The organism is Geodermatophilus sp. DSM 45219 (assembly GCF_900104025.1).
GTDB lineage: Bacteria > Actinomycetota > Actinomycetes > Mycobacteriales > Geodermatophilaceae > Geodermatophilus.
On sequence record NZ_FNIQ01000003.1, the window covers coordinates 433,078 to 454,102 of the forward strand.

A 21,025-nucleotide genomic window follows, 5' to 3' on the forward strand; every position below is an offset into this window, starting at 1 on the left:
CCGGCGGTCCGGCCGGGCGATCATCCGGTACCGGCACGACCCCCGGGCCCATCGGGTGCCGCGTGTCGGGGGTGCGGCCGGCGGACGGCGTCCCCCGCGCGGGCCGGGTCCAGCGGGACGGCGCCGGCCACGCGCACGGGTCGGCCCCTCTGCAGGGTCCCGCCGCGAGCGCGAGCGGTGGGGAGCAGAGGGGTCCTTCCACCACGCAGCGCCTCCACCTCCGCACCCCGCAGGACGACGGTGCGCCGGGCGGGCAGCGGGTCGAACGGCGTCGAGCCGGTCGCGGCGGCCGCGGCCTCCAGCGCCTCGACCGCGAGCACGGTCAGCTGCGCGTCGCGGTGCGCCGGGCGGCCGGCGTAGCGGTCCCCCACCGCGCCGTACCCGGCCCGCACCTCGATCACCTCGCGCCGGTCGCCGTCCTGGGCCGGGACCGGGCCGCCGGGCCGCCGGGCCGGCCGTCGCAGCGGTGCACCGCCGAGGCCAGTAGCGCCACGACCCCGACGTCGTACACGGACGGCAGCCCGGCACCGCCAATATCGCGACAATGGCGGGTCGAGGAGCTCAGCGGTCCGCCGTCCGGTGGATGGGTCCCTCCGTGCCGGTCAGCCGCTCCCCCGAGCCGCCCCACCGCCCGGCGATGACCTCGGCGGCGATCGAGATCGCCGTCTCCTCGGGCGTGCGGGCGCCCAGGTCCAGCCCGATCGGTGAGGACAGCCGGGCCAGCTCCTCCTTGGACAGCCCGGCCTCCTCCAGCCGCACCAGCCGCTCCTCGTGCGTGCGTCGCGAGCCCATCGCGCCGACGTAGGCGACCGGCAGCCGCAGCGCGACCTCCAGCAGCGGGACGTCGAACTTGGGGTCGTGGGTGAGCACGCACAGCACGGTCCGCTCGTCGATGCGCCCGGCGTCGACCTCGCCCTGCAGGTAGCGGTGCGGCCACTCGACGACGACCTCGTGCGCGTCGGGGAAGCGCTTGGGCGTGGCGAAGACCGGGCGGGCGTCGCAGACGGTCACCCGGTAGCCGAGGAAGGCGCCGACCCGGGCGACGGCGGCGGCGAAGTCGATGGCGCCGAAGACGACCATCCGAGCGGCCGGGGCGAAGGCGTTGACGAACAGCGACAGATCGTCGCCGCGCCGCTCGCCGTCGTGCCCGACGTGCATCATCCCGGTGCGGCCGGCGGCCAGCATGCCGCGGGCGTCGTCGGCCACGGCGTCGTCCAGCCGCTGCAGGCCCAGGGTGCCCGAGCTGCGGTCGGGCCACACGACCAGCCGCCGTCCTACCCGGTCCTCCGGGCCGGCGACGCAGGTGACGACGGCGACCGGCTCGTGCGCGGCCACCGACCCGGCGACCTCGCCCAGCTCGGGGAAGGACTCGCGCGACACCGACTCGACGAACACGTCGAGGATCCCGCCGCAGGTCAGCCCGACGGCGAAGGCGTCGTCGTCGCTGACGCCGTAGCGCTCGAGGGTGGGGACGCCGCTCTCGACGACGTCCCGGGCCTCCTCGTACACCGCGCCCTCGACGCAGCCGCCGGACACGCTGCCGACCGCGGTGCCGTCCGGCCCGACCAGCATCGACGCGCCGGCCGGGCGCGGGGCCGACCGCCAGGTGGCCACGACCGTGCCCATCCCGACGGTCTCCCCCGCCTGCCACCAGCCGACGAGATCGTCCAGTACGTCACGCACAGAAGGGCTCCTTTCGTCGGCAGGACGGCGGCCCCCCTGCAGGGCCCCCGGCCCTCTCCTGGCGCGCCCTGAGCGTGCGAAGGGCTCGGGGAGAGGGTCCTTGTACGAGCGGTGGGGGGCAGGGGGGTCCTTCACGCATGCTGGATCACTCCCGACAGTTCGTGGAACGCGGCCAGGCTGTGCCCGGCCACGAAGTGGTCGACCGACGGCAGCGCCGCCTGCATCCCCGCGGTGAGCGGCTCGTAGCCCTCCCGGCCCTTGTGCGGGTTGACCCACACGACCGCGTGCGCCAGCCGTTGCAGCCGGGCCATCTGCTCGGCGAGGACGTCGGTGCCGCCGCGCTCCCAGCCGTCGCTGCAGACCACCACCACCGCCCCCCGGGCGGTGCCGCGCTGGCCCCACCGGTCGAGGAACGCCTTGAGCACCTCGCCGAGCCGGGTGCCGCCGGACCAGTCGGGGATCGCCGAGCCGCTGGCGGCCAGCGCCTTGTCCGGGTCGCGCAACCGCAGCTCCCGGGTCACCCGGGTCAGCCGGGTGCCCACCGTGAAGACCTCGGTCGCGGCCGGGCGCGCCCGGACGGCGGCGTGCGCGAAACGCAGCAGCGCGTCGGCGTAGGGGCTCATCGAGCCCGACACGTCGACGAGCAGGACGACGCGGCGCGGGCGGGGGCGGGCGCGCCGGTGCAGCAGCCGGGTGACCTCGCCGCCGTCGCGCAGCGCCCGGCGCACCGTGCGGGAGGCGTGCACGGCGCCGTGCGGGCCGGGCCGGCGGCGGCGGGAGGCCCGCATCGGCGTGGCCGGGACCAGCAGGGCGAACAGCCTGCGCAGCTGCTCGCGCTCGGCACCGGTGAGCTCGGCGACGTCGCGGTGGCGCAGCACCTCGTCGGTGCTGGCCTGCCCGGCGAGCTCCGGCGGCGGACCGCCGTCGTCCTCCCCGGCGCCCGGCTCGAGCGGGGCCGTGGTGACCGTGCGCTGCTTCTCGTGGGCCGCGGGCGGCACCGGCCGCGGCGACTCACCGCCGAAGTACGCCGCGTAGGCGGCGTCGTAGCGCTCCAGGTCGTCGGGCCCGGCGCACAGGGTCAGCCGGCCGGCCCAGTACACGTCGGTGGCGTCGAGGACGTCGAGGGCGGCGACGGCGGCCAGCATCGCCTCGACCCGGTCCGGGGAGGCGGCCACGCCGGCGACGCGGAGCGTGCGCGCGAAGCCCAGCACCGTGTCGACGACGTCGCGACGTGCTGGAACGGCCCCGTCCGGAGGCGCGCCCTGAGCCTGCGGAGGGTGGGAGGGACGGGGTCCTCCTTCAGCCGCCACCGAAGAGCGCCCCCCGGGCCATGGCGTGCACGCGGTCGGTGTCCTCGCGGTACTTCAGCACCGCGCCCAGCGTGCGTGCGGCGACGTCGGGGTCCAGCTCCCGGGCCCCCAGGGTGTGCAGCGCCGTCGCCCAGTCCATCGCCTCGGCGACGCCCGGCGGCTTGAGCAGGTCCAGGGTGCGCAGCTTCGCCGTCGCGCGGGCGACCTCGCGGGCCAGCTGCTCGGTCACGTCGGGCAGCCGGCGGCGCAGGATCGCCACCTCGCGGTCGAAGTCCGGGTGCTGCAGCCAGTGGTAGAGGCAGCGCCGCTTGAGCGCGTCGTGCACCTCGCGGGTGCGGTTGGAGGTGAGGACGACGAGCGGCGGGGTGACGGCGCGGATGGTCCCCAGCTCGGGGATCGAGATGGTGAAGTCCGACAGCACCTCGAGCAGGAAGGCCTCGAACTCGTCGTCGGCGCGGTCGACCTCGTCGACCAGCAGCACGCTCGGGGAGTCCTCCAGGGCCTGCAGCAGCGGGCGGGCCAGCAGGAAGCGGCGGTCGTAGAGCGAGGCCTCGAGGGTCTCGGTGTCCCCGGTGGCGTGGGCGGCCTCGGCGGCGCGCAGGTGCAGCAGCTGCCGGCCGAAGTCCCAGTCGTAGAGCGCCTGGCTGGCCTCGAGGCCCTCGTAGCACTGCAGCCGGTAGAGCGGCCGGCCTGTGACCCGGGCCAGCGCCTGGGCCAGCGCGGTCTTGCCGACGCCTGCCTCCCCCTCGAGGAACAGCGGGCGGTGCATGGCCAGCGCCAGGTAGGCGGCCGTGGCCAGCCCCTCGTCGGGCAGGTAGCCGGTGGCCTCGAGGGCCGCGGCCAGCTCGTCGGGCCCGCCGACGCCGCCGTCCGCCCCGGTCACCGGCCGCACCGTGGTCTCGCTCACGCCCCGAGCATCCCACCCGGCGCGCCGGCGCGGGCCTGCCCGGTCGGGTGGACCTCCCGGGGCCGGACGGCAGATGGCCGGCCGGGAGCTGTCTCCGGCCGGCCACCGCCGTCAGGGCGGCCCTGCTGCAGGGTCCCGCGCCGAGCGGAGCGAGGCGTGGGGGGCAGCAGGGCCCTTTCTCAGACGCGACGGTCGGTGGTACCCGGCCCGTCGACCTCGATCTCCTCCTTGCGCACGTCCGCCGACACCCGCTCCTGGTCGGTGACGGTCTCCTTGTCCAGGCGGACCCGCTCGACCGGAACGGCCTCCTTCTCCACGACCGGACGCTCGGCGCGGAGGGTCACCTCGTGCTCCTCCTCGGAGATGGCCGGCCCGTCCATCGCGTTGCCGATGTTCGCGTCGGTGATCGGCTCGCGCTCGACCCGGACCTCCTCGCGGGAGACCGGCACGGTCTCGGTCACGTTCTCGGTGACCACGTACTTGCGCAGCCGGGCGCGGCCGGTCTCCTCGGTGCGGGTGCCCACGTTGAGGCGCTCCTCCGAGCGGGTCATGGCCTCGTCGGTGGTGGGGCCGGAGGTGTCGCGGCCCACGGCGCGGCCCTGGACGTCGTCGTAGACGCCGTCACCGTCGCGGTCGGTGCGCCCGGCGGTGCCGGCCATGTCCGCGGACGTCGTGTCGCGGTCGTTGTGGCCGGTGCCGGCCATGCCCGCGGTGCCGATGTTGCCCGTGGTGGTGTCGGTGTCGACCCGGCCCACGGTGGTGTCGGTCGTCGTCCCCTGGCCGAACCCGAGGCCGTAGTACTGGTAGAGCTCCTGCTCCTCCTGCGGTGACAGGTGCCCGTCGGTGTCGACCTTAGGCGCGTCCTTGACCTGGGCCTTGCTCACCGGTACCCGGACACCGTCGTCGGTGAGGTCGGCGCCCTGGAGCGGGACGAAGGACTCCTTGGTGCCGAACAGGCCGGTCTTGACGGTCACCCACTCCGGCTGACCGCTCTCGTCGTCGAGGTAGACCTCCGACGCGGAACCGATCTTGTCGCCGCTCTGGTCGTAGACGTCCTTGCCGATCACGCGGCTGATGGCTTCGGTGCCGATCATCGTGGCTGTCGCTCCCATCTGAGCTGGGTGTGTTCCTGTCGGATCGATGGGTGTCCGCCCTGTCGATCACGAAACGGACACGCCGGGACGAACCCACCCGGCACGACCGACTGGCGGTCCACCCAGGGGCGCGCGAGACGGTCGCGCACCACGTCGTCCCTGGTCAGCGGGCCGTGGGGGTGGCGCCGCGGGGCGCCAGGCCACCGTGACGCGCCGTGACCCAACGTGATCAACAGCACCTCGGGCGTGTCGGCCGGGGTCGGGCACCGGCGCGTCGCCCCCGTCGTCGGGGCGGTCGCTGGCCATCCTGGAGGACGTGCCTCCCCGCTCGCCGTACGACGACCTGGTGCACCCCCGCACCGTGAAGAAGCCCAGCCCGCAGGTCGAGGCCGAGCGCGACCTGGTCGTCGAGGACCCCAGCTCGGGTTTCGTCGGCGCGGTGGTGCGCTGCGAGAAGGACGTCGTCCACCTCGAGGACCGCAACGGTCGCGTGCGCGCCTACCCGCTCGGGCCCGGCTTCTGGGTCGACGGCCGGCCCGTCGTGCTGGTCCGCCCGAGGCCGCAGGCACCGGCGGCGCCCACCCGCAGCGCCTCCGGCTCGACCTACGTCGCCGGCGCCCGCGCCCGGGTCGCCCGCGAGGGCCGGATCTACGTCGAGGGCAAGCACGACGCCGAGCTGGTCGAGAAGGTCTGGGGCCACGACCTGCGCATCGAGGGCGTCGTGGTCGAGCCGCTGCACGGCGTCGACGACCTGCCCGGCATCGTGCGCGACTTCCGGCCGTCGTCCGGCCGGCGGCTGGGCGTGCTGGTCGACCACCTGGTGACCGGCTCCAAGGAGTCCCGCATCGCCGGGCAGGTCACCGGCGACCACGCCCTCGTCGTCGGCCACCCGTTCATCGACATCTGGCAGGCGGTCAAGCCGTCGGTCGTCGGGATCCGCGCCTGGCCGACCGTGCCCAAGGGCGAGTCGTGGAAGGACGGCGTGTGCCGCCGGCTGGGCTGGGAGGACGACACCGGCTACGTGTGGGCGCAGCGCGTCCTCGCCCGGGTGCGCACCTGGACCGACCTGGAGCCCGCGCTCATCGGCCGGGTCGAGGAGCTCATCGACTTCGTCACGACGGAGTGATGAACGGTGGTGGCCCGTTCCGGACCCCGGAACGGGTCTCCACGGTCCACTGCTTGTGCGGCGACCGCCCGGGTGCCATTGTCTCAATTCGTTGAGTCAATGGGTCAGAGGGGAACGCCGCCGTGAGCCTGCTCCTGCTGCTGCCGGTCCTCGCCGGCACGGTGGCCCTCGTCGTCACCGGCCTCGTTCGGCGCTCGCCGCCCAGCCGGGAGAGCGCCGTGGCCGCCGCGCGGGCGCACGCCCGCCTCGGTTCGCTCGCCGCCGTCGTGCTCGGCGGCGCCGCCGCCCTGTGGACCGGCACCGCCCGCCTGGAGGACGCGGTCGGCCCGGGCGGCCTCGGGGTCACCGCCCTGCTGGTGCCGATCGCCTTCGGCGTCGTGCACACCGCGGTCCTGGCCGTCACCGAGCTCACCTGGCCGCGCCCCGAGGGCGCGGTGCGCCGGGCCCGGCTGGCGCGGCGGGGGTCGCTGGACGCCGCGCCCCGCTGGCTGGTCCGGACGGCGGGGGTGGCCGCCGCGGCCGCCGTCCTCACGCTCGTCGCCGGTGCGGCGCTCGCCGGCCCGGACGGGCGTTCGGTCGCGGTGTCCGCAGGCGAAGGCAGGGTGCTCGCCACCCACTCACCCTTCGCCGGCCCGGTGTACGGCGCGCCTGCCGCGGTCGGGTTGCTCGCGCTCGCGGCACTCACGGTCGGGGCCCTGTGGGTGGTCGCGAACCGGCCCGCGGTCGTCACGGCGGACGACCGGGTCGAGGCCGCGCTGCGCCGTGCGTCGGCGCACCGGGTCCTGCGCGGTGCGGTTGCCGCGGCTCTGGTGGTGAGCGGTGGCCTGCTCGCGGTCAGCGGGCTGGCCCTCCGCTCGGCTGCGATGGGCGCCGCGGCCAACGCTGTCGGGAACGGCCTGCCTGCGGGCGCAGCCGCCGCGGCCCTGCCGTGGGTGGGTGGCGCACTGGGCCTGGCCGGAGCACTCGCCGTCCTGGTGGCGGCGGTGGTGCTCTGCACCCGGGCACCGCGGGTGCCGGCCGGCGAGCCCGTCGTCCCGGCATGAGCGGGACGGCGCTCGACATCACCGTCGACGTCCGGGCCGCGACGCCGCCGTACGAGCAGATCCGCAGCCAGATCGCGGCGTACGTCGACGCCGGGCTGCTGGCCGAGGGCACCCGGCTGCCCACCATGCGCGCACTCGCCGCGGACCTCGGCGTCGCCACCGGCACCGTGGCGCGGGCCTACGCCGAGCTGGAGGCCGCGGGGCTCGTGGCCAGCCGGCGGCGCACCGGGACGGTGGTCACCGGCGGCCGCCCGGCCGTCCCGGCCGAGGAACGGCTGCAGCGGACGGCCGACGACCTCGCCGCCCAGGCCCGGGCATCGGGCGTGGACGGCGAGGTCGTGCTGGCGATCGTGCGCGCGGCCCTGGCCCGCGCGCGCTGAGCCCTCTCTCAGCCGGGGATGTAGTTGAACGTGTCCGGGTCGGGGCCGGTGCGCTCGCCGCGGTCCAGCGCGGACAGGTCGCCCATCGCGTCACCGTCGAGGTCGAAGTCGAACAGCTCGAAGTTCTGCTGCATGCGCTCGCGGTTCACCGACTTCGGGAAGACGACGTCGCCGCGCTGGACGTGCCACCGCAGCACGACCTGCGCCGGTGTGCGCGAGTAGCGCTCGGCCACCCGCAGCACCACCGGGTCGTCGAGCACCTTGCCCTGCGCGATCGGCGACCAGGCCTCGGTGACGATCTCGTGGTCGGCGTCGAAGGCCCGCAGCTCCTCCTGCGCGAGGTAGGGGTGCACCTCGATCTGGTTGACCGCCGGGCGCACCTCGGTCTCGGAGAACAGCCGGCGCAGGTGGTGGGCCTGGAAGTTGGAGACGCCGATCGCCCGGGCCCGGCCGCTGGCGTAGATCTCCTCCATGGCCTTCCAGGTCTCGATGTAGTCCACGTCGATCCCCGGCAGCGGCCAGTGGACCAGGAACAGGTCGAGGTGGTCGAAGCCGAGGTCGCCCAGGGACTGGTCGAAGGCGCGCAGCGCGTCGTCCCGGCGGTGGAAGCCGTTGTTCAGCTTGCTGGTCACGAAGACTTCGCCGCGGTCGAGGCCCGAGCGCGCGACGGCCTCCCCGACGCCCTTCTCGTTGCCGTACATCTCCGCGGTGTCGATGTGCCGGTAGCCGATCTCCAGGGCGGTGGAGACGGCGTCGGCGGTGTCCTCCGGCGGGACCTGGTAGACGCCGAACCCCAGCTGGGGGATCTCGACGCCGTTGTTGAGCCGGATCGTGGGCACGCTGGCCACAGGTGCTCCTCTCGCTGACGGATGGGGGCGCCGCGCGCTCGCGTGGGCGCGGCCTGCCGGTCCACCGCCTACCCGGGAGCCGGGCGCTCAACCCGTCGTCAGGAGTAGTCGTGCAACTGCGCGGGCGGGCCGGAGGTCGTGACGCCCGGGACCGGGGCCGACGGCAGCGAGGCGGTGCCGAGGTCGGCCCGCTGCAGCGTGCCGACGACCTCCCACCCCAGCCGGGCACCGCGGTACCCCGGCAGGACGGCGACCCCGCCGACGTCCGCCGTCACCACCGTCCGGCCACCCCACCACTGCTCGTGGCCGGTGTCGTCGGCCTGGCCGACCAGGCGGCGGGCAGGTCGTCGTCGGCCAGCGGCCGCACGGTGACGCTCATGCCGCCGGCACCACCACCGGGCGGCTGCGCAGCAGCGGTGCGCCGGCCAGCGCCACGAGCGCCGCCACCGCCGCGGCTCCCGCCGGGACGGCGAACGCGGACTCCGCGCCCCAGGCGTCGACGGCGGCCCCGGCCAGCGCGGAACCGGCGGTGACACCGAGGGTGAGCCCGGTGGTGGTCCACGACAGCGCCTCGGTGAGCGCGGTCCGGGGCACCCGCGACTCGACCAGCGACGTCCCCGAGACCAGGACCGGCGCGATCGCGGTGCCGGCGAGGAAGCCCGCCGCCACCAGCACCACCAGCGAACCCACGCCCCACAGCAGCTGCGCGGCCAGGCCGAAGGCGACGGCGGTGACGACGAAGCGGGCGGCCAGCGACCCGCGCAGCCGGGCGACGCCGTAGAGCAGGCCGGCCACCAGGCTGCCGAACGCGTAGACGGCGAGCGCGAGCCCGGCGAGGGCGGGGGCATCCTCCTCGTCGGCGAACCCCACCACGACGACGTCCATCGCGCCGAAGACCGTGCCGACGGCGGCGTAGGTGACCGCGACGACCAGCACCGTCGCGTTGAGAGCGGCCCAGCGCCGCGACGGCGCGCCGGGGTCCACCGGCTGGACGGCGGGCTCGGTGGCCCGCTGGCGGGCGAGCCAGAAGCCGCCGACCGCGCCGAGCGCGATCCCGGTGAGGAAGCCGACGGGCGGGGCGACGAGCGTGGCCAGCAGCGTGACCAGCGGCGGGCCGACGACGAACACCACCTCGTCGACGACGGCCTCGAGGGCGAAGGCGGTCTGCCGGCGGTCCGGCTCGGCCAGCGCCTCGGCCCACCGGGCGCGCACCAGCGAGCCGATGTTGGGCCCGCTCGCACCGCACAGCGCGGCCAGGGCGAACCAGGTCCACAGCGGCGCCCCGGTGGTGACCGCGGCGACGAAGGCGACGCCGGAGAGCAGGTACCCGGTCATGGCCACGCGCAGGACGGCGCCCTGCCCGCGGCGGTCCATGGCGCGGGCCCACTGGGGGCTGGCGACCGAGAAGCTGAGCGCGAGCGTGCCCGAGACCGCGCCCGCCAGGCCGTAGCTGCCGGTCTCGCCGGCGACGAGCAGGACCGCGCCCAGGCCGAGCATCGGGATGGGCAGCCGGGCGACCCACCCGGCGAAGGAGAACGCCACCGAGCCGGGGACGGCGAACAGTCGGGCGTAGGGGCTGAAGACGGTGCGGGGTGACACGGGACGACTCGCGCTTCCTGGCCACAGGCGAGTGCGGGGCTGCCCGCCGGTCTCTCGGGTGGCCCCGCGACGGTAGCAACGACAGCGGCCGCGGCGCCCGCGCGATCCGGCCCGTCCGGTACCGGACCGCCCGTTCGGGGAGGGGCACACCGTCCCTCCCCCGCACTACATTCGGGGCGTGACCTCGACCAGCCCGCTCCCGGACCCGGTGGTCCGCCGTCCGGACCCAGCCCCCGGCACCGGCGGGCTGGTGGACCGGCACGGCCGGGTCGCGACCGACCTGCGCGTGTCGCTGACCGACCGGTGCAACCTGCGCTGCACCTACTGCATGCCGCCGGAGGGCCTGGACTGGCTGCCCAAGGTCGAGGTGCTCACCGACGAGGAGATCGCCCGGCTGGTCCGCATCGGCGTCGAGCAGCTGGGCATCCGCGAGGTCCGCTTCACCGGCGGCGAGCCGCTGCTGCGCCCCGGCCTGGTCGGCATCGTGGCCGCCGCGACCGCGCTGGAACCGCGTCCCGAGGTCAGCCTGACCACGAACGCGATCGGCCTGGCCCGGGTCGCCCCCGCGCTGGCCGCCGCCGGCCTCGACCGGATCAACTGCAGCCTCGACACCGTCGACCGCGACCGGTTCAAGCAGCTCACCCACCGCGACCGGCTGGACGACGTCCTCGCCGGGCTGGCCGCCGCGCAGTCCGCCGGGCTGACGCCGGTCAAGGTCAACGCCGTCCTGCTGCGCGGGATGAACGAGGCGGACGCCGTCCCGCTGCTGGACTTCTGCCTGGAGCACGGCTACCAGCTGCGCTTCATCGAGCAGATGCCGCTGGACGCCCACCACGCCTGGACCCGCGGCGAGATGGTCACCGCCGAGGACATCCTCGAGCGGCTGTCGGCCGCGCACACGCTCACCCCGGACACCGAGGAGCGCGGCTCGGCCCCCGCCGAGCGCTGGCTGGTGGACGGCGGCCCGGCGACCGTCGGCGTGATCGCCTCGGTGACCCGCTCGTTCTGCGGCAGCTGCGACCGCACCCGGCTCACGGCCGATGGGCAGGTGCGCAACTGCCTGTTCGCCCGGGAGGAGTCCGACCTGCGGACGCCGATGCGCGAGGGCGCCACCGACGCCGAGCTGGCCGACCGCTGGCGGATCGCCACCCTCGGCAAGCTGCCCGGGCACGGCATCGACGATCCGAGCTTCCTGCAGCCGGCGCGGCCGATGTCGGCCATCGGCGGCTGATCCCGTGAGCGGACAGGACCGTGAGCGAACAGGCGGACCCGTGAGCGGACAGGTGGAGCCGTGAGCACTCTGCCGACCGGCCGGCTCCGCCGGGCGGAGGCGGACCAGGAGGCACCGTGCCCGTGACCGTGCGGTACTTCGCCGGGGCCCGCGCGGCCGCCGGCGTGGACGCCGAGACCCGCGAGGCCGGGACGCTGCAGGAGCTCGTGGGCCAGATCGTGGACAGCCACGGCGAGCGCCTGGAGAAGGTGCTCACCGCGTGCTCGTTCCTCGTCGACGGCACGCAGACGCGGGACCGGTCGCTGGCGCTGCCGCCGGGTGCGGTGGTCGACGTGCTGCCGCCCTTCGCCGGGGGCTGACGGCGGACCCGGGGCGGCCCCGGCGGAGACGAGGCCAGAGGATGGGGACATGAGCATCTGGGACAGGGCCAAGGCCAAGGTCGAGGAGATGGTCGGCCGCGCCGAGGAGGTGTACGGCGAGTCGCACGGCGACGCCGCCGCGAAGGTGCACGGCGAGGCCCACCGGCTGGAGGGCGAGGCCGAGGAGGAGGCCGCGCTGCGTGACGAGGCCGTCGGGCACGATCCGGACGACGGAGCAGCCCCCGTCCGCTGATCTGCGCACGCTTCCGTACCGGAGTCGTCACGGAGAGAGGACGATGGGGGCATGGCCGCACCCGCCGTCCCGGACGTCGCCCCGTGGCGCGACTTCCCCGCCGCGGCCTGCGGGGTGCTGTGCGCGCTGCACGAGCGCCTGGGTTGGGACGTGTGGGTGGTGACCCGCGTGGTGGACGACCGGCAGGTCGTCCTCCACGCGCATCCGCCCGACGTGATCCGACCGGGGACCTGGCTGCCGTGGGCGGACACCTTCTGCCGCGCCATGGTCGCCGGGGAGGCGCCGCGGGCGGCCACGGTCACCGCTGCCGTCCCGGCCTTCGCCAAGCGCATGACCGGGCCGGTCTCGCGGATCGCGGCCTACATCGGCGTCCCGCTCGTCGACCCGCAGGGGGAGCTCTTCGGCACGCTGTGCGCCTGGGGGTTCCGCGCCCGGCCTCGCAGCGCCGCGCGTGACCTGCCACTGGTGGAGACGGTGGCGCGCCTGCTCAGCACGTTGATCTCCGCCGGCATGACGCCGCCGGACCCGGTCGAGGAGAGCATGCGGCTACGGGCCGGGGACCCGGACGACTCGGCGGTCTGAGGACCCTTCTCGTGGGGCGCGCCCGGGTCCACAGTGGGCGCCGTCGGTGAGCCCACGCCCGTCCTGATGCGTCCGAGCCCTGCCGCGCGCGGGCTCGACGCGGCCCGACCAGGAGGCCGTCGATGGCCAGGTCTGCCCGGTGCACGCCCGCGAACCGGACCCGCAGGGTGGCGCTGCTCCTCGCTCCGGTGGTGGGGGTGCTGGCCGTCACCGCCGCCCCGGCCGCGGCACAGCCGGAGGGCGACGACGTCATCGTCCTGCCCGGCGCGAGCTCGGCGGAGGGCATCGCCGCCGGCCGCGGGGACACCTTCTACGCCGGGGACCTGTTCCGCGGCGACGTCTTCCGGGGAGACCTCGGGCGCAGGACGGCGGAGCTGTTCATCGACGCCCCCGAGGGCCGGATGGCCATCGGCATGTTCGCCGACCTCGAGCACGAGCTCCTCTTCGTGGCGGGCGGCGGCGCCTTCCCCGGCGCTCCGGGCAACCCCCCGGGCCTGGCGTACGTGTACGACCTGTGCACGGGCGCCACGGTGGCCACCTACGAGCTCGGCGACCCGGGCGGGTCGTTCGTCAACGACGTCACCGTCACCCCGGACGGCGCCTGGTTCACCGACAGCCGGCAGCCCCGGCTGTACTTCGTCCCCGTCCGGGACGGCGAGCCCGGAGCGGCACGGACCCTGGAGCTGACGGGCGGGGCGGCCGAGCGGCCCGCGGACTTCAACCTCAACGGGATCGCCGCCACTCCCGACGGCGGGACGCTCGTCGTCGCGCACTCGGCCAACGGCGCCGTCTACACCGTGGACCCGGAGAGCGGGTCCAGCACCCGGATCGCCGGGGTCGACGTGCCGAGCGTGGACGGCATCCAGCTCGAGGGGGACGATCTCTGGGCGGTGCAGAACGAGCTGGACCAGGTGGTCCGGGCCCGGCTCAGCGCGGACCTCACCTCGGGGGCCGTCGAGGAGACGATCCGGGACGAGGACTTCCAGGTCCCGACGACGCTGATCGTGGCGGACGGCGACCTGGCGGTGGTGAACGCCAAGTTCGACACCGGCATCCCGCCGACGGCGGACCGCTTCGAGGTGGTGCTGGTCGACCGGTGACGCGACCGGCGCCTCACGGGCAGGCGACCCACTCCTCGTCACCGTCGGTGAAGACCTGCCGCTTCCAGATCGGCAGCCGCTCCTTCACCAGGTCGACGAGCTCGGCGCAGGCGGCGAAGGCCTGGCCGCGGTGCGCGGAGCTGACCGCGCAGGCCAGTGCGACGTCGCCGATCCCCAGCATCCCGACGCGGTGGGAGACGGCGACGGCGTGCACGTCGGGGCGGGCGGCGAACTCCTCGGCCAGCTCGCGGATGACCTGCTCGGCGCTCGGGTGGCCGACGTACTCCAGCTCCGTGACCGACCGGCCGCCGTCGTGGTCGCGGACCACGCCGGCGAAGGAGACGACCGCGCCGGCCGCCTTGTCGGCGACGGCGTCCTCGTGCTCGGCGACGGAGAGGGGGGCGTCCACGACCCGGGCGATCACGGTTCCGACGCTACCCCGCCGGGTGGCACGTCCAGGTCGGTCGGATCGGCCAGCCCGGTGCAGTCGACCTCGGTGACGTCGTGCGCGGCGAGGTAGCGGCGGGCCCCCTCGTCGCCGGTCGCCGTCGCGGCGACACCGGCCCAGTGGTCGCGGCCGAGCAGCACCGGGTGCCCGCGGACGCCGTCGTAGGTGGCGATCGCCAGCGCGTCCGGGGCGGCGTGCGCGGCGACCGCACGGAGGGCCTCCGGCGTCATCCCCGGCATGTCGACGAGCGTGACCAGCGCCGCGTCGACCCGCCCGGGCAGCCCGCGGAGGCCGTCGAGCCCGGTGCGCAGGCTCGAGGCCATCCCGGTCTCCCAGTCGCGGTTGGCCACGACCAGCGCGCCGTCGAGCCGGGCATCGCGCCACACGTCGACCGCCCGCGCACCGAGGACGACGAGCACCGGGTCGCACACCGCCTGCGCCGTCCGCACCGCGCGCTCGACCAGCAGGCTTCCCTCGTACTCGACCAGCGCCTTCGGCATGCCGTAGCGGCGGCCGCCGCCCGCGGCGAGGACCAGTCCCGCGACCGTGCTCATCCCCCCAGCCTCTCAGCGTCCCCGGACGATCAGCTGAGCTGGTCGTTCCGGGTCCTGGCTCACGACCGGTGGTGAGCTCGGACCGGCAACGGTGAGCTGAGCTGATCATCGCCGCCCGACCCTCAGCGCGCGTAGACGGCGATCTCGGAGGCCTTGACCGAGGCCCACACCGGCGTGCCGGGGGCCAGGCCCAGCTCGGCATAGGCGGCTCCCGTGACGTCGGCCAGCAGCGGCACCTCGCCGTCCAGCTCGCAGCGCACCGTCGACCCGTGCGGCGTGGCCGAGACCAGCCGGAGCGACCACACGTTGCGCGGGCTGCCCTCGGGGCGTGCCGGGTACAGGGCCACCGACTCCGGGCGGACGGCGACGAACACCTCCCCCGCGCTCTCCTCGGCCACCGCCACGCGGCCCCCGCCGTCCAGCCGCACCGTCGTCCCCTCGCCGGTGCCGGGCAGGAGCGCCAGGCCGACCAGCCGCGCGACGTAGTCGGTGCGCGGGTGCCGGCTGACGTCGGCCGGCGTCCCGGCCTGCACGACCCGGCCCTCCTCGACGACGACCACGCGGTCGGCCAGCGCCATCGCGTCGACCGGGTCGTGGGTGACCAGCACGGTGCTGCCCGCGTACTCGGCCAGGTGCCGGCGCAGCTCGGCGCGGACGGTGAGCCGGGTGCGGGCGTCCAGCGCCGACAGCGGCTCGTCGAGCAGCAGCAGCGCCGGGTCGCCGACGAGCGCGCGGGCCAGCGCCGCCCGCTGCGCCTGGCCGCCGGAGAGCCGGCCGGGCCGCCGGTCAGCGAGTTCGGCGATGCCGACGCGGGCCAGCCAGTCGCGGGCGGCCCGGCGCGCCGCGGGCTTCCGCACACCGCGGGTGCGCAGGCCGAAGGCCACGTTGTCGGTGACGGAGAGGTGCGGGAAGAGCAGGTGGTCCTGGAAGACCATGCCGAGGCGGCGCCCGTGGGCGGGTACGTGCACGCCGGCGTCGACGTCGTCCCACGTCTCCTGCCCGACGGTCACGCGGCCGTCGTCGGGCGGCAGCAGGCCCGCGAGCACGCGCAGCAGCGTGGACTTGCCGGCGCCGTTCGGCCCGAGGACGGCGAGCACCTCGCCGTCGGCCACCTCGATCCCGAGCTCGACGGTCAGCGGCCCACGGCCGACCCGCACGTCGGCGGCGAGGCTCACCGCACGGCCCGACTCAGCCAGCGGTCGCGCAGCAGGAGCAGCGTGGCGACGGAGACGACGAGCAGCACGAGGGAGAGCACGATCGCCGCCTCCGGGTCCTGCTGCAGCGCCAGGTAGACCGCGAGCGGCATGGTCTGCGTCGTCCCGGGGAAGTTGCCGGCGAAGGTGATGGTGGCGCCGAACTCGCCGAGCGCCCGGGCCCAGCAGAGCACCGCGCCGGCGGCGATGCCGGGGGCGACGAGCGGGAGAGTGACGCGGCGGAACGTCGTCCACCGGTCGGCGCCCAGGGTGGCGGCGGCGTCCTCGAAGCGGGCGTCGGCTGCGCGCAGCGCGCCCTCGACGCTGATGACCAGGAACGGCATGGCGACGAACGTCTCGGCGATGACCACGGCGGTCGTGGTGAACGGGATCGTGACGCCGAACGTGCCGTCCAGCCAGCTGCCGAGGATGCCCTGCCGCCCGAGCACGAGGAACAGCGCGACACCGCCGACGACCGGGGGCAGCACGAGCGGCACGGTGACCAGGGCGCGCAGCACCGACCGGCCGCGCGCGGTGGAGCGGGCCAGCACCCAGGCCAGCGGGACGCCGAGCACGAGGGACAGCCCGGTGGCCGCCGTCGCCGAGACCAGGCTGAGGCGCAGCGCCTGGCCGACGGCGGGGCTGGTGAGCTGCGGCCCGAGCTCGCCCCAGGGTGCGCGGACCACCAGGCCGGCCAGCGGCAGCAGCAGGAAGGCGACGGCGAGGACCGCGGGGACCAGCAGCGGGACGGGGACGCCGGGCTCCCTGCGGCGCCGTCTCACGGGGTGCGGAAGCCGGCGTCCGCGAGCGCCTGCTGCCCCTCCTCCGAGAGCACCAGCTCGACGAACGCGGCCGCCGCCTCGGGGTTGGGAGCCTCGGCCAGCGGTGCGATCGGGTAGTCGTTGACCGCCTCCTCGGCCTCGGGCACGTCGATCCCCTCGACGGCGTCGCCGGCCGAGGTGACGTCGGTCGTGTAGACCAGCGCCGCGTCCACCTCGCCGAGCTCGACCTTGGTGAGCGCGGCCCGGACGTCCTCCTCGAGCGTGTCCGGCGCCGGGGGGACGCCCGCGGCGGCGAAGACGTCCTCCGCGGCGGCCCCGCACGGCACCTGCGGCGCGCAGACCGCGATGGTCAGCTCCTCGCGGGCGAGGTCGGCCAGCCCGGTGACCCCGGCCGGGTTGCCCGCCGGGACGGCGATCTGCAGCACGTTGGCGGCGAAGACCTGCGGCTCGCCGTCGGCCAGCCCGGCGTCGGTGACGACGTCCATCTGCGGCTGGTTGGCGCTGGCGAAGACGTCGGCCGGCGCACCCTGGGTGACCTGGGTGGCCAGCGCGGAGCTGCCGGCGAAGTTGAACTGCACGTCCAGGCCGGGGGCGTCCGCCTCGAGCTGCTCGCCCAGGTCGGTGAAGACGTCGGTCAGCGAGGCCGCGGCGAAGACGGTGAGCGTGCCGGTGGGGCCCTCGGCGTCCGTGGTGGCCGGGGCCGCAGTCGCGTCGTCCGCGGACCCGCCGCAGCCGGTGAGCACGAGCGCCGTGGCGAGCGGCAGCACCAGGGGGACGGCGCGCGTGGACATCGGACCTCCGCTCCAGCGGGCCCCACGACCCGCGCCTGCGGCGACGGTAACCGCTCGACGGGCGCAGGTGCGACTACCCGATCGGGCAGTGGCACCGCGGATGCGGAGAGGTCAGGGCACGTCGACGCTGACCTGGGTGGCCTTGACCGTGGCGACGGCGCGCACGCCGACGTCCAGGCCGAGCTCGTCGGCCGCCTCCCGGGACATGAGCGAGACCAGCCGGAAGGGCCCCGCCTGGATCTCCACCTGGGCCATCACGGTGTCGCGGACGACGCGGGTAACGATGCCGGTCAGCCGGTTGCGGGCCGAGGAGCCGCGGGTGGCGCCGGGCTCGGGGGCCTCGTGCAGCTGCGCGGCCAGACGGGCCAGGTCGGCGCCGTCGACGTGCGTGGGACCCCCGCCGTCCCGCGAGGCCGGCAGCCGGCCGCTGTCGATCCAGCGGCGCACCGTGTCGTCGCTGACGCCGAGCAGGCCCGCGGCCTCGGCGATCCGGTAGGACGTGCTCACGGGGCGACGCTAGCCCGCCGGGTGCACCGGCCTGTGGACGGCGACCCGCCGTCCACAGCCACTGCCCGGCGCCGTCCGACCACCGGGGCAGCATCCCGGGCATGGCGACCACGACCGCGGACGACCCCTGGCTCCGCGAGCTGCTGCTGCACGGCGACTGGCTGTCCGAGGCGGAGGACGCCGACCGGATGGCGACCCTGCTGGCCGACCGCGACCCGCTGGTGGACGGCGACGGCGGGGCCACGCGCGTGCTGCTGTCGGCCCTCGCCGGCACGTGGGAGCGCGGCTGGCAGCCGGCCGACGTCGCCCACGCGGTCCGCCTCCGGGCGACCACCCGCGCGGTCCGGCTGGTGGTCGCGCTGATCGCCGAGGACGCGCGGCTGACCGACGCGGCGACCCGCGCGCCCGAGGTGTGGGTCGGGCAGCTGCGCGAGCTGGGTGCGCTCACCGCCGGTGCGCCCGGGGTCGTCGCGGCCTGGTACCGGGCGGAGGGGCGGCCGCCGGGCGAGGCGTGGCGCGAGGTGCTCGTCCTGGCCTCGACGCTGCGCACGGCGGCGCGCATCGACCAGCTGGTGCCGCCGCCGTCCCGGTGGGGCGCCGGTGCGCGGCGCGCGGCGCCCGCGTCCGCGCCCGACGACGCGCGGGCACTCCGCCGCATCCGGGCGCTGCTGGCCAAGGCGGAGTCGACGGAGTTCCCCGGGGAGGCCGAGTCGCTGACGGCCAAGGCGCAGGAGCTGATGACCCGCCACGCCGTCGACGCCGCGCTCCTCGAGGCCGGCGGGACGGCTCCGGGGCGCACGGCCGTGGACGCCCGCCGGGTGCACGTCGACGAGCCCTACGTGCGGGCCAAGGTGCAGCTGCTGGGGGCGGTCGCCGACGCCAACGGCGTCCGGCTGGTCTGGTACCAGGGTCTGGGCATCGCGAACCTGGTCGGCGTCGCCGCGGACCTCGACGCGGTGGAGCTGCTGTTCACCTCCCTGCTGCTACAGGTCGGCCAGGCGCTGGCGGTGGCCGAGCGGGCGGCCGGACGACGGTCGGCGTCCCGCTCGTTCCGCAGGGCGTTCCTGCTGGGCTACGCGGTCCGCGTCGGCGAGCGGCTGACCACCGCGCGGGAGCGGGCCACCGCCGCCGCGGCCGCGGAGCAGGGCGGGGACCTGCTGCCGGTCCTCCGCTCGCGGCAGGTGGCGGTCGACCACGCGTTCACCGAGCTGTTCCCGCGCGTGCGCAGCACCCGCAGCCGCGCGTCCACGGACGCCGGGGGCTGGTGGGCCGGCCGCGCCGCCGCCGACTCCGCCGACGTCGGGTCCCGGCGCTCGCCCCTGCGCTGAGCGCGGCTCCGCGGAGACGTTCCCGCGGAGCGCCCCAGCGGGCTGCCGGCCGCTCACGGTGGAGCGGCGCACGTCCCCGCGGAGACGTGGGGTCCTCATCCCGTTCGGCCAGGGGCGGTGGAGCGGCGCCGCGCGGGGTCGCTGTAGTGACACCAGCACGTCGTTTGCCGATCTGCTCCGCCGGGCAGCGGATGCCGGTGCCCCGCAAGAGACACGCCGACCCCGCCGGGGCGTCGCCCTCCGTCCGCACCCGCCGCATGCGCGAGGCCGCCCGCGAGCTGCTCGGCTTCGAGGAGTTCCGGCCGGGCCAGGAGGAGGCGATGACGTCCGTCGTCTCCGGGCGCGACACCCTCGCGGTGCTGCCGTCGGGCGCCGGGAAGTCCGCCGTCTACCAGGTCGCCGGGCAGCTGTGCGCCGGTCCGGTCCTGGTCGTCTCGCCCCTCATCGCCCTGCAGCGCGACCAGGTCGGCCGGCTCGACGAGCTCGACGGGCTGCAGGGCGGCGCCGCCCAGCTGAACTCCGCGCAGTCCGCCGGTGACCAGCGCGCCGCGCTCGACGGGCTCGCGGACGGAACGGTCCGCTACCTCTTCCTCGCCCCCGAGCAGCTCACCAAGCCCGAGGTCGTCGAGGCCATCGCCGCGACGCACCCCGCGCTGTTCGTCGTCGACGAGGCACACTGCGTCTCCGCGTGGGGCCACGACTTCCGCCCCGACTACCTGCGTCTGGGCGGGGTCATCGAGCAGCTCGGCCACCCGACCGTCCTCGCCCTCACCGCGACCGCCGCGCCCCCGGTGCGCGCCGAGATCGTCGAACGCCTCGGCATGCGCGACCCCCGCGTCGTCGTCGCCGGCTTCGACCGACCCGAGATCCGGCTGGAGGTCGAGCAGCACGCCGACGCCCACGCCAAGGAGAAGGCGGTCCACGAGCGGGTCACCGCGCTGGTCGGCGACGGGCAGGTGCCGGGGATCGTCTACAGCGCCACCCGCAGGGGCACCGAGCAGATCGCCGCCGAGCTGACCGACCGCGGGCTGCGGGTCCGGCCGTACCACGCCGGCCTGAAGAGGTCCGAGCGCGAGGACACCCAGCGCGCGTTCATGGACGACGAGCTGGACGTCGTGGTCGCCACCACCGCCTTCGGCATGGGCATCGACAAGCCCGACACCCGCTTCGTCGTCCACGCCGAGCCGGCCGACTCCGTCGACAGCTACTACCAGGAGATCGGCCGGGCCGGCCGCGACGGGCGACCCGCGCTCGCCGTGCTGGTCTACCGCCAGGAGGACCTCGGCCTGCGCCGCTTCTTCGCCGCGGGCGTCCCTGCCGAGGAGGAGCTCCAGCAGGTCGCCGGCCTGGTCGGCGCCGCCGAGGCCGCCGGCATCGACGAGGGCGTGGACGTCCGGCAGCTGCGCGAGGAGACCGGCCGCGCCGCCACTCCCCTGTCCCGCGACCTCAACCTGCTCGAGCAGGTGTCGGCCGTCGTCCTCGACGAGGAGGGCGCCGCCCACCCGGCCGAGGACGCCCCCTCGCCCGGCGACGCCGCGGCCGCCGCCCGGGCGCTCGCCGAGCACCGCGAGCGGGTCGACCAGAGCCGCGTCGAGATGATGCGCGGCTACGCCGAGACCACCGAGTGCCGGCGGCAGTTCCTGCTCGGCTACTTCGGCGAGCAGTTGGCACAGCCGTGCGGCAACTGCGACAACTGCGACGCCGGGCTGGCCCAGCGGCAGCCCGAGGAGGACCACGTGCCCTTCCCGCCGACGACGGCGGTGCAGCACGCCGAGTGGGGCCCCGGGATCGTCATGCGGGTCGAGGACGACCGGCTCGTCGTCCTCTTCGACGAGGTCGGCTACAAGACCCTCGCGCTGGCCGCCGTCCTGGAGCACGACCTGCTCGGACGCCGCGCCTGAAGGAGG

24 protein-coding genes are annotated in these 21,025 nt (G+C 75.9%); 10 read left to right on the forward strand and 14 right to left on the reverse strand.

What is annotated here, in order from left to right:
* Positions 1-20: 20 nt before the first annotated feature.
* The 5 genes from BLR12_RS11140 to BLR12_RS11160 all read right to left on the reverse strand — a co-directional run bounded on the left by BLR12_RS11140 (position 21) and on the right by BLR12_RS11160 (position 4,994).
* Entirely contained in the window at positions 21-401 is a 381-nt protein-coding gene (locus BLR12_RS11140) for a hypothetical protein (RefSeq protein ID WP_255363429.1), read from the reverse strand.
* Positions 402-561: 160 nt separating this feature from the next.
* Positions 562-1,683: an XdhC family protein gene (locus BLR12_RS11145; RefSeq protein WP_091377622.1), complete on the reverse strand. Its 1,122-nt coding sequence runs from the start codon at positions 1,681-1,683 to the stop codon at positions 562-564.
* Between the two features lie 131 nt (positions 1,684-1,814).
* Positions 1,815-2,894, reverse strand: coding sequence for a vWA domain-containing protein (locus tag BLR12_RS11150; RefSeq protein WP_091377625.1), 1,080 nt, complete (start codon positions 2,892-2,894; stop codon positions 1,815-1,817).
* 88 nt (positions 2,895-2,982) lie between these two features.
* Entirely contained in the window at positions 2,983-3,900 is a 918-nt protein-coding gene (locus BLR12_RS11155; protein ID WP_176832465.1) for an AAA family ATPase, read from the reverse strand.
* A 179-nt stretch (positions 3,901-4,079) separates the two neighbouring features.
* Positions 4,080-4,994 (reverse strand): DUF2382 domain-containing protein, encoded by a 915-nt coding sequence (locus BLR12_RS11160; RefSeq protein ID WP_091377630.1) that lies wholly within the window; start codon positions 4,992-4,994, stop codon positions 4,080-4,082.
* A gap of 316 nt (positions 4,995-5,310) precedes the next feature.
* Between BLR12_RS11160 and BLR12_RS11165 the strand changes: the two genes are divergently transcribed.
* The 3 genes from BLR12_RS11165 (at position 5,311) to BLR12_RS11175 (ending at position 7,543) form a co-directional block, all read left to right on the forward strand.
* Positions 5,311-6,120 (forward strand): DUF3097 domain-containing protein, encoded by an 810-nt coding sequence (locus BLR12_RS11165; RefSeq protein WP_091377633.1) that lies wholly within the window; start codon positions 5,311-5,313, stop codon positions 6,118-6,120.
* Between the two features lie 122 nt (positions 6,121-6,242).
* Entirely contained in the window at positions 6,243-7,163 is a 921-nt protein-coding gene (locus tag BLR12_RS11170) for a hypothetical protein (protein WP_091377636.1), read from the forward strand.
* The gene (locus BLR12_RS11175) at positions 7,160-7,543 is read left to right on the forward strand and encodes a GntR family transcriptional regulator (protein WP_091377639.1); all 384 of its coding nucleotides are present in this window, start codon (positions 7,160-7,162) and stop codon (positions 7,541-7,543) included. Before BLR12_RS11170 ends, BLR12_RS11175 begins: the two co-directional genes overlap by 4 nt.
* An 8-nt stretch (positions 7,544-7,551) precedes the next feature.
* On the opposite strand, the gene BLR12_RS11180 is transcribed toward BLR12_RS11175, so the two are convergent.
* The 3 genes from BLR12_RS11180 to BLR12_RS11190 all read right to left on the reverse strand — a co-directional run bounded on the left by BLR12_RS11180 (position 7,552) and on the right by BLR12_RS11190 (position 9,990).
* Complete coding sequence (locus BLR12_RS11180) at positions 7,552-8,391, reverse strand: aldo/keto reductase (protein ID WP_091377643.1); 840 nt, start codon at positions 8,389-8,391, stop codon at positions 7,552-7,554.
* A gap of 98 nt (positions 8,392-8,489) precedes the next feature.
* Positions 8,490-8,669, reverse strand: a complete 180-nt coding sequence (locus tag BLR12_RS24500; protein ID WP_091377645.1) for a hypothetical protein — start codon at positions 8,667-8,669, stop codon at positions 8,490-8,492.
* Positions 8,670-8,766: 97 nt separating this feature from the next.
* On the reverse strand, positions 8,767-9,990 hold the full coding sequence (locus BLR12_RS11190; RefSeq protein ID WP_091377647.1) for an MFS transporter: 1,224 nt from the start codon (positions 9,988-9,990) through the stop codon (positions 8,767-8,769).
* Positions 9,991-10,168: 178 nt separating this feature from the next.
* On the opposite strand from BLR12_RS11190, the gene moaA reads away from it, so the two are divergent.
* The 5 genes from moaA (at position 10,169) to BLR12_RS11215 (ending at position 13,515) form a co-directional block, all read left to right on the forward strand.
* Complete coding sequence (gene moaA / locus BLR12_RS11195) at positions 10,169-11,221, forward strand: GTP 3',8-cyclase MoaA (protein WP_218120626.1); 1,053 nt, start codon at positions 10,169-10,171, stop codon at positions 11,219-11,221.
* A 116-nt stretch (positions 11,222-11,337) separates the two neighbouring features.
* A complete protein-coding gene (locus tag BLR12_RS11200; protein ID WP_091377648.1) occupies positions 11,338-11,580 on the forward strand; it encodes a MoaD/ThiS family protein in 243 nt (80 codons plus the stop codon).
* 49 nt (positions 11,581-11,629) lie between these two features.
* Positions 11,630-11,833, forward strand: coding sequence for a hypothetical protein (locus tag BLR12_RS11205; RefSeq protein WP_091377651.1), 204 nt, complete (start codon positions 11,630-11,632; stop codon positions 11,831-11,833).
* Between the two features lie 51 nt (positions 11,834-11,884).
* Positions 11,885-12,415, forward strand: coding sequence for a GAF domain-containing protein (locus BLR12_RS11210; protein WP_091377653.1), 531 nt, complete (start codon positions 11,885-11,887; stop codon positions 12,413-12,415).
* Positions 12,416-12,537: 122 nt separating this feature from the next.
* Positions 12,538-13,515, forward strand: a complete 978-nt coding sequence (locus BLR12_RS11215) for an SMP-30/gluconolactonase/LRE family protein (RefSeq protein ID WP_091377655.1) — start codon at positions 12,538-12,540, stop codon at positions 13,513-13,515.
* A gap of 13 nt (positions 13,516-13,528) precedes the next feature.
* On the opposite strand, the gene BLR12_RS11220 is transcribed toward BLR12_RS11215, so the two are convergent.
* The 6 genes from BLR12_RS11220 to BLR12_RS11245 all read right to left on the reverse strand — a co-directional run bounded on the left by BLR12_RS11220 (position 13,529) and on the right by BLR12_RS11245 (position 17,790).
* The gene (locus tag BLR12_RS11220; protein ID WP_091377657.1) at positions 13,529-13,939 is read right to left on the reverse strand and encodes a molybdenum cofactor biosynthesis protein MoaE; all 411 of its coding nucleotides are present in this window, start codon (positions 13,937-13,939) and stop codon (positions 13,529-13,531) included.
* The gene (locus BLR12_RS11225) at positions 13,936-14,517 is read right to left on the reverse strand and encodes a nucleotidyltransferase family protein (protein ID WP_091377659.1); all 582 of its coding nucleotides are present in this window, start codon (positions 14,515-14,517) and stop codon (positions 13,936-13,938) included. The genes BLR12_RS11220 and BLR12_RS11225 overlap by 4 nt, the downstream gene beginning before the upstream one ends.
* Positions 14,518-14,639: 122 nt before the next feature.
* On the reverse strand, positions 14,640-15,692 hold the full coding sequence (locus BLR12_RS11230; RefSeq protein ID WP_091377661.1) for an ABC transporter ATP-binding protein: 1,053 nt from the start codon (positions 15,690-15,692) through the stop codon (positions 14,640-14,642).
* Positions 15,689-16,492, reverse strand: a complete 804-nt coding sequence (locus BLR12_RS11235) for an ABC transporter permease (RefSeq protein WP_091377663.1) — start codon at positions 16,490-16,492, stop codon at positions 15,689-15,691. Before BLR12_RS11235 ends, BLR12_RS11230 begins: the two co-directional genes overlap by 4 nt.
* Positions 16,489-17,283: a molybdate ABC transporter substrate-binding protein gene (modA, locus tag BLR12_RS11240; RefSeq protein ID WP_091377666.1), complete on the reverse strand. Its 795-nt coding sequence runs from the start codon at positions 17,281-17,283 to the stop codon at positions 16,489-16,491. The genes BLR12_RS11235 and modA overlap by 4 nt, the downstream gene beginning before the upstream one ends.
* 111 nt (positions 17,284-17,394) lie before the next feature.
* Positions 17,395-17,790, reverse strand: coding sequence for a TOBE domain-containing protein (locus BLR12_RS11245; protein WP_091377668.1), 396 nt, complete (start codon positions 17,788-17,790; stop codon positions 17,395-17,397).
* 101 nt (positions 17,791-17,891) lie between these two features.
* Here BLR12_RS11245 and BLR12_RS11250 point away from each other — a divergent pair, with 101 nt between their 5' ends.
* Both BLR12_RS11250 and BLR12_RS11255 read left to right on the forward strand, forming a co-directional pair.
* A complete protein-coding gene (locus BLR12_RS11250; protein ID WP_218120627.1) occupies positions 17,892-19,118 on the forward strand; it encodes a DUF2786 domain-containing protein in 1,227 nt (408 codons plus the stop codon).
* 191 nt (positions 19,119-19,309) lie between these two features.
* A complete protein-coding gene (locus BLR12_RS11255; protein ID WP_091377670.1) occupies positions 19,310-21,019 on the forward strand; it encodes a RecQ family ATP-dependent DNA helicase in 1,710 nt (569 codons plus the stop codon).
* Positions 21,020-21,025: the final 6 nt, after the last annotated feature.

What these genes read in the sequence shown, in the direction of transcription:
- BLR12_RS11175 (WP_091377639.1), top strand. Translation starts at nt 7,160, where the DNA reads ATGAGCGGGACGGCGCTCGACATCACCGTCGACGTCCGGGCCGCGACG.
- BLR12_RS11250 (WP_218120627.1), top strand. Translation starts at nt 17,892, where the DNA reads ATGGCGACCACGACCGCGGACGACCCCTGGCTCCGCGAGCTGCTGCTG.
- BLR12_RS11205 (WP_091377651.1), top strand. Translation starts at nt 11,630, where the DNA reads ATGAGCATCTGGGACAGGGCCAAGGCCAAGGTCGAGGAGATGGTCGGC.
- BLR12_RS11255 (WP_091377670.1), top strand. Translation starts at nt 19,310, where the DNA reads ATGCCGGTGCCCCGCAAGAGACACGCCGACCCCGCCGGGGCGTCGCCC.
- BLR12_RS11160 (WP_091377630.1), bottom strand. Translation starts at nt 4,994, where the DNA reads ATGATCGGCACCGAAGCCATCAGCCGCGTGATCGGCAAGGACGTCTAC.
- BLR12_RS11210 (WP_091377653.1), top strand. Translation starts at nt 11,885, where the DNA reads ATGGCCGCACCCGCCGTCCCGGACGTCGCCCCGTGGCGCGACTTCCCC.
- modA (WP_091377666.1), bottom strand. Translation starts at nt 17,283, where the DNA reads ATGTCCACGCGCGCCGTCCCCCTGGTGCTGCCGCTCGCCACGGCGCTC.
- BLR12_RS11215 (WP_091377655.1), top strand. Translation starts at nt 12,538, where the DNA reads ATGGCCAGGTCTGCCCGGTGCACGCCCGCGAACCGGACCCGCAGGGTG.
- BLR12_RS11225 (WP_091377659.1), bottom strand. Translation starts at nt 14,517, where the DNA reads ATGAGCACGGTCGCGGGACTGGTCCTCGCCGCGGGCGGCGGCCGCCGC.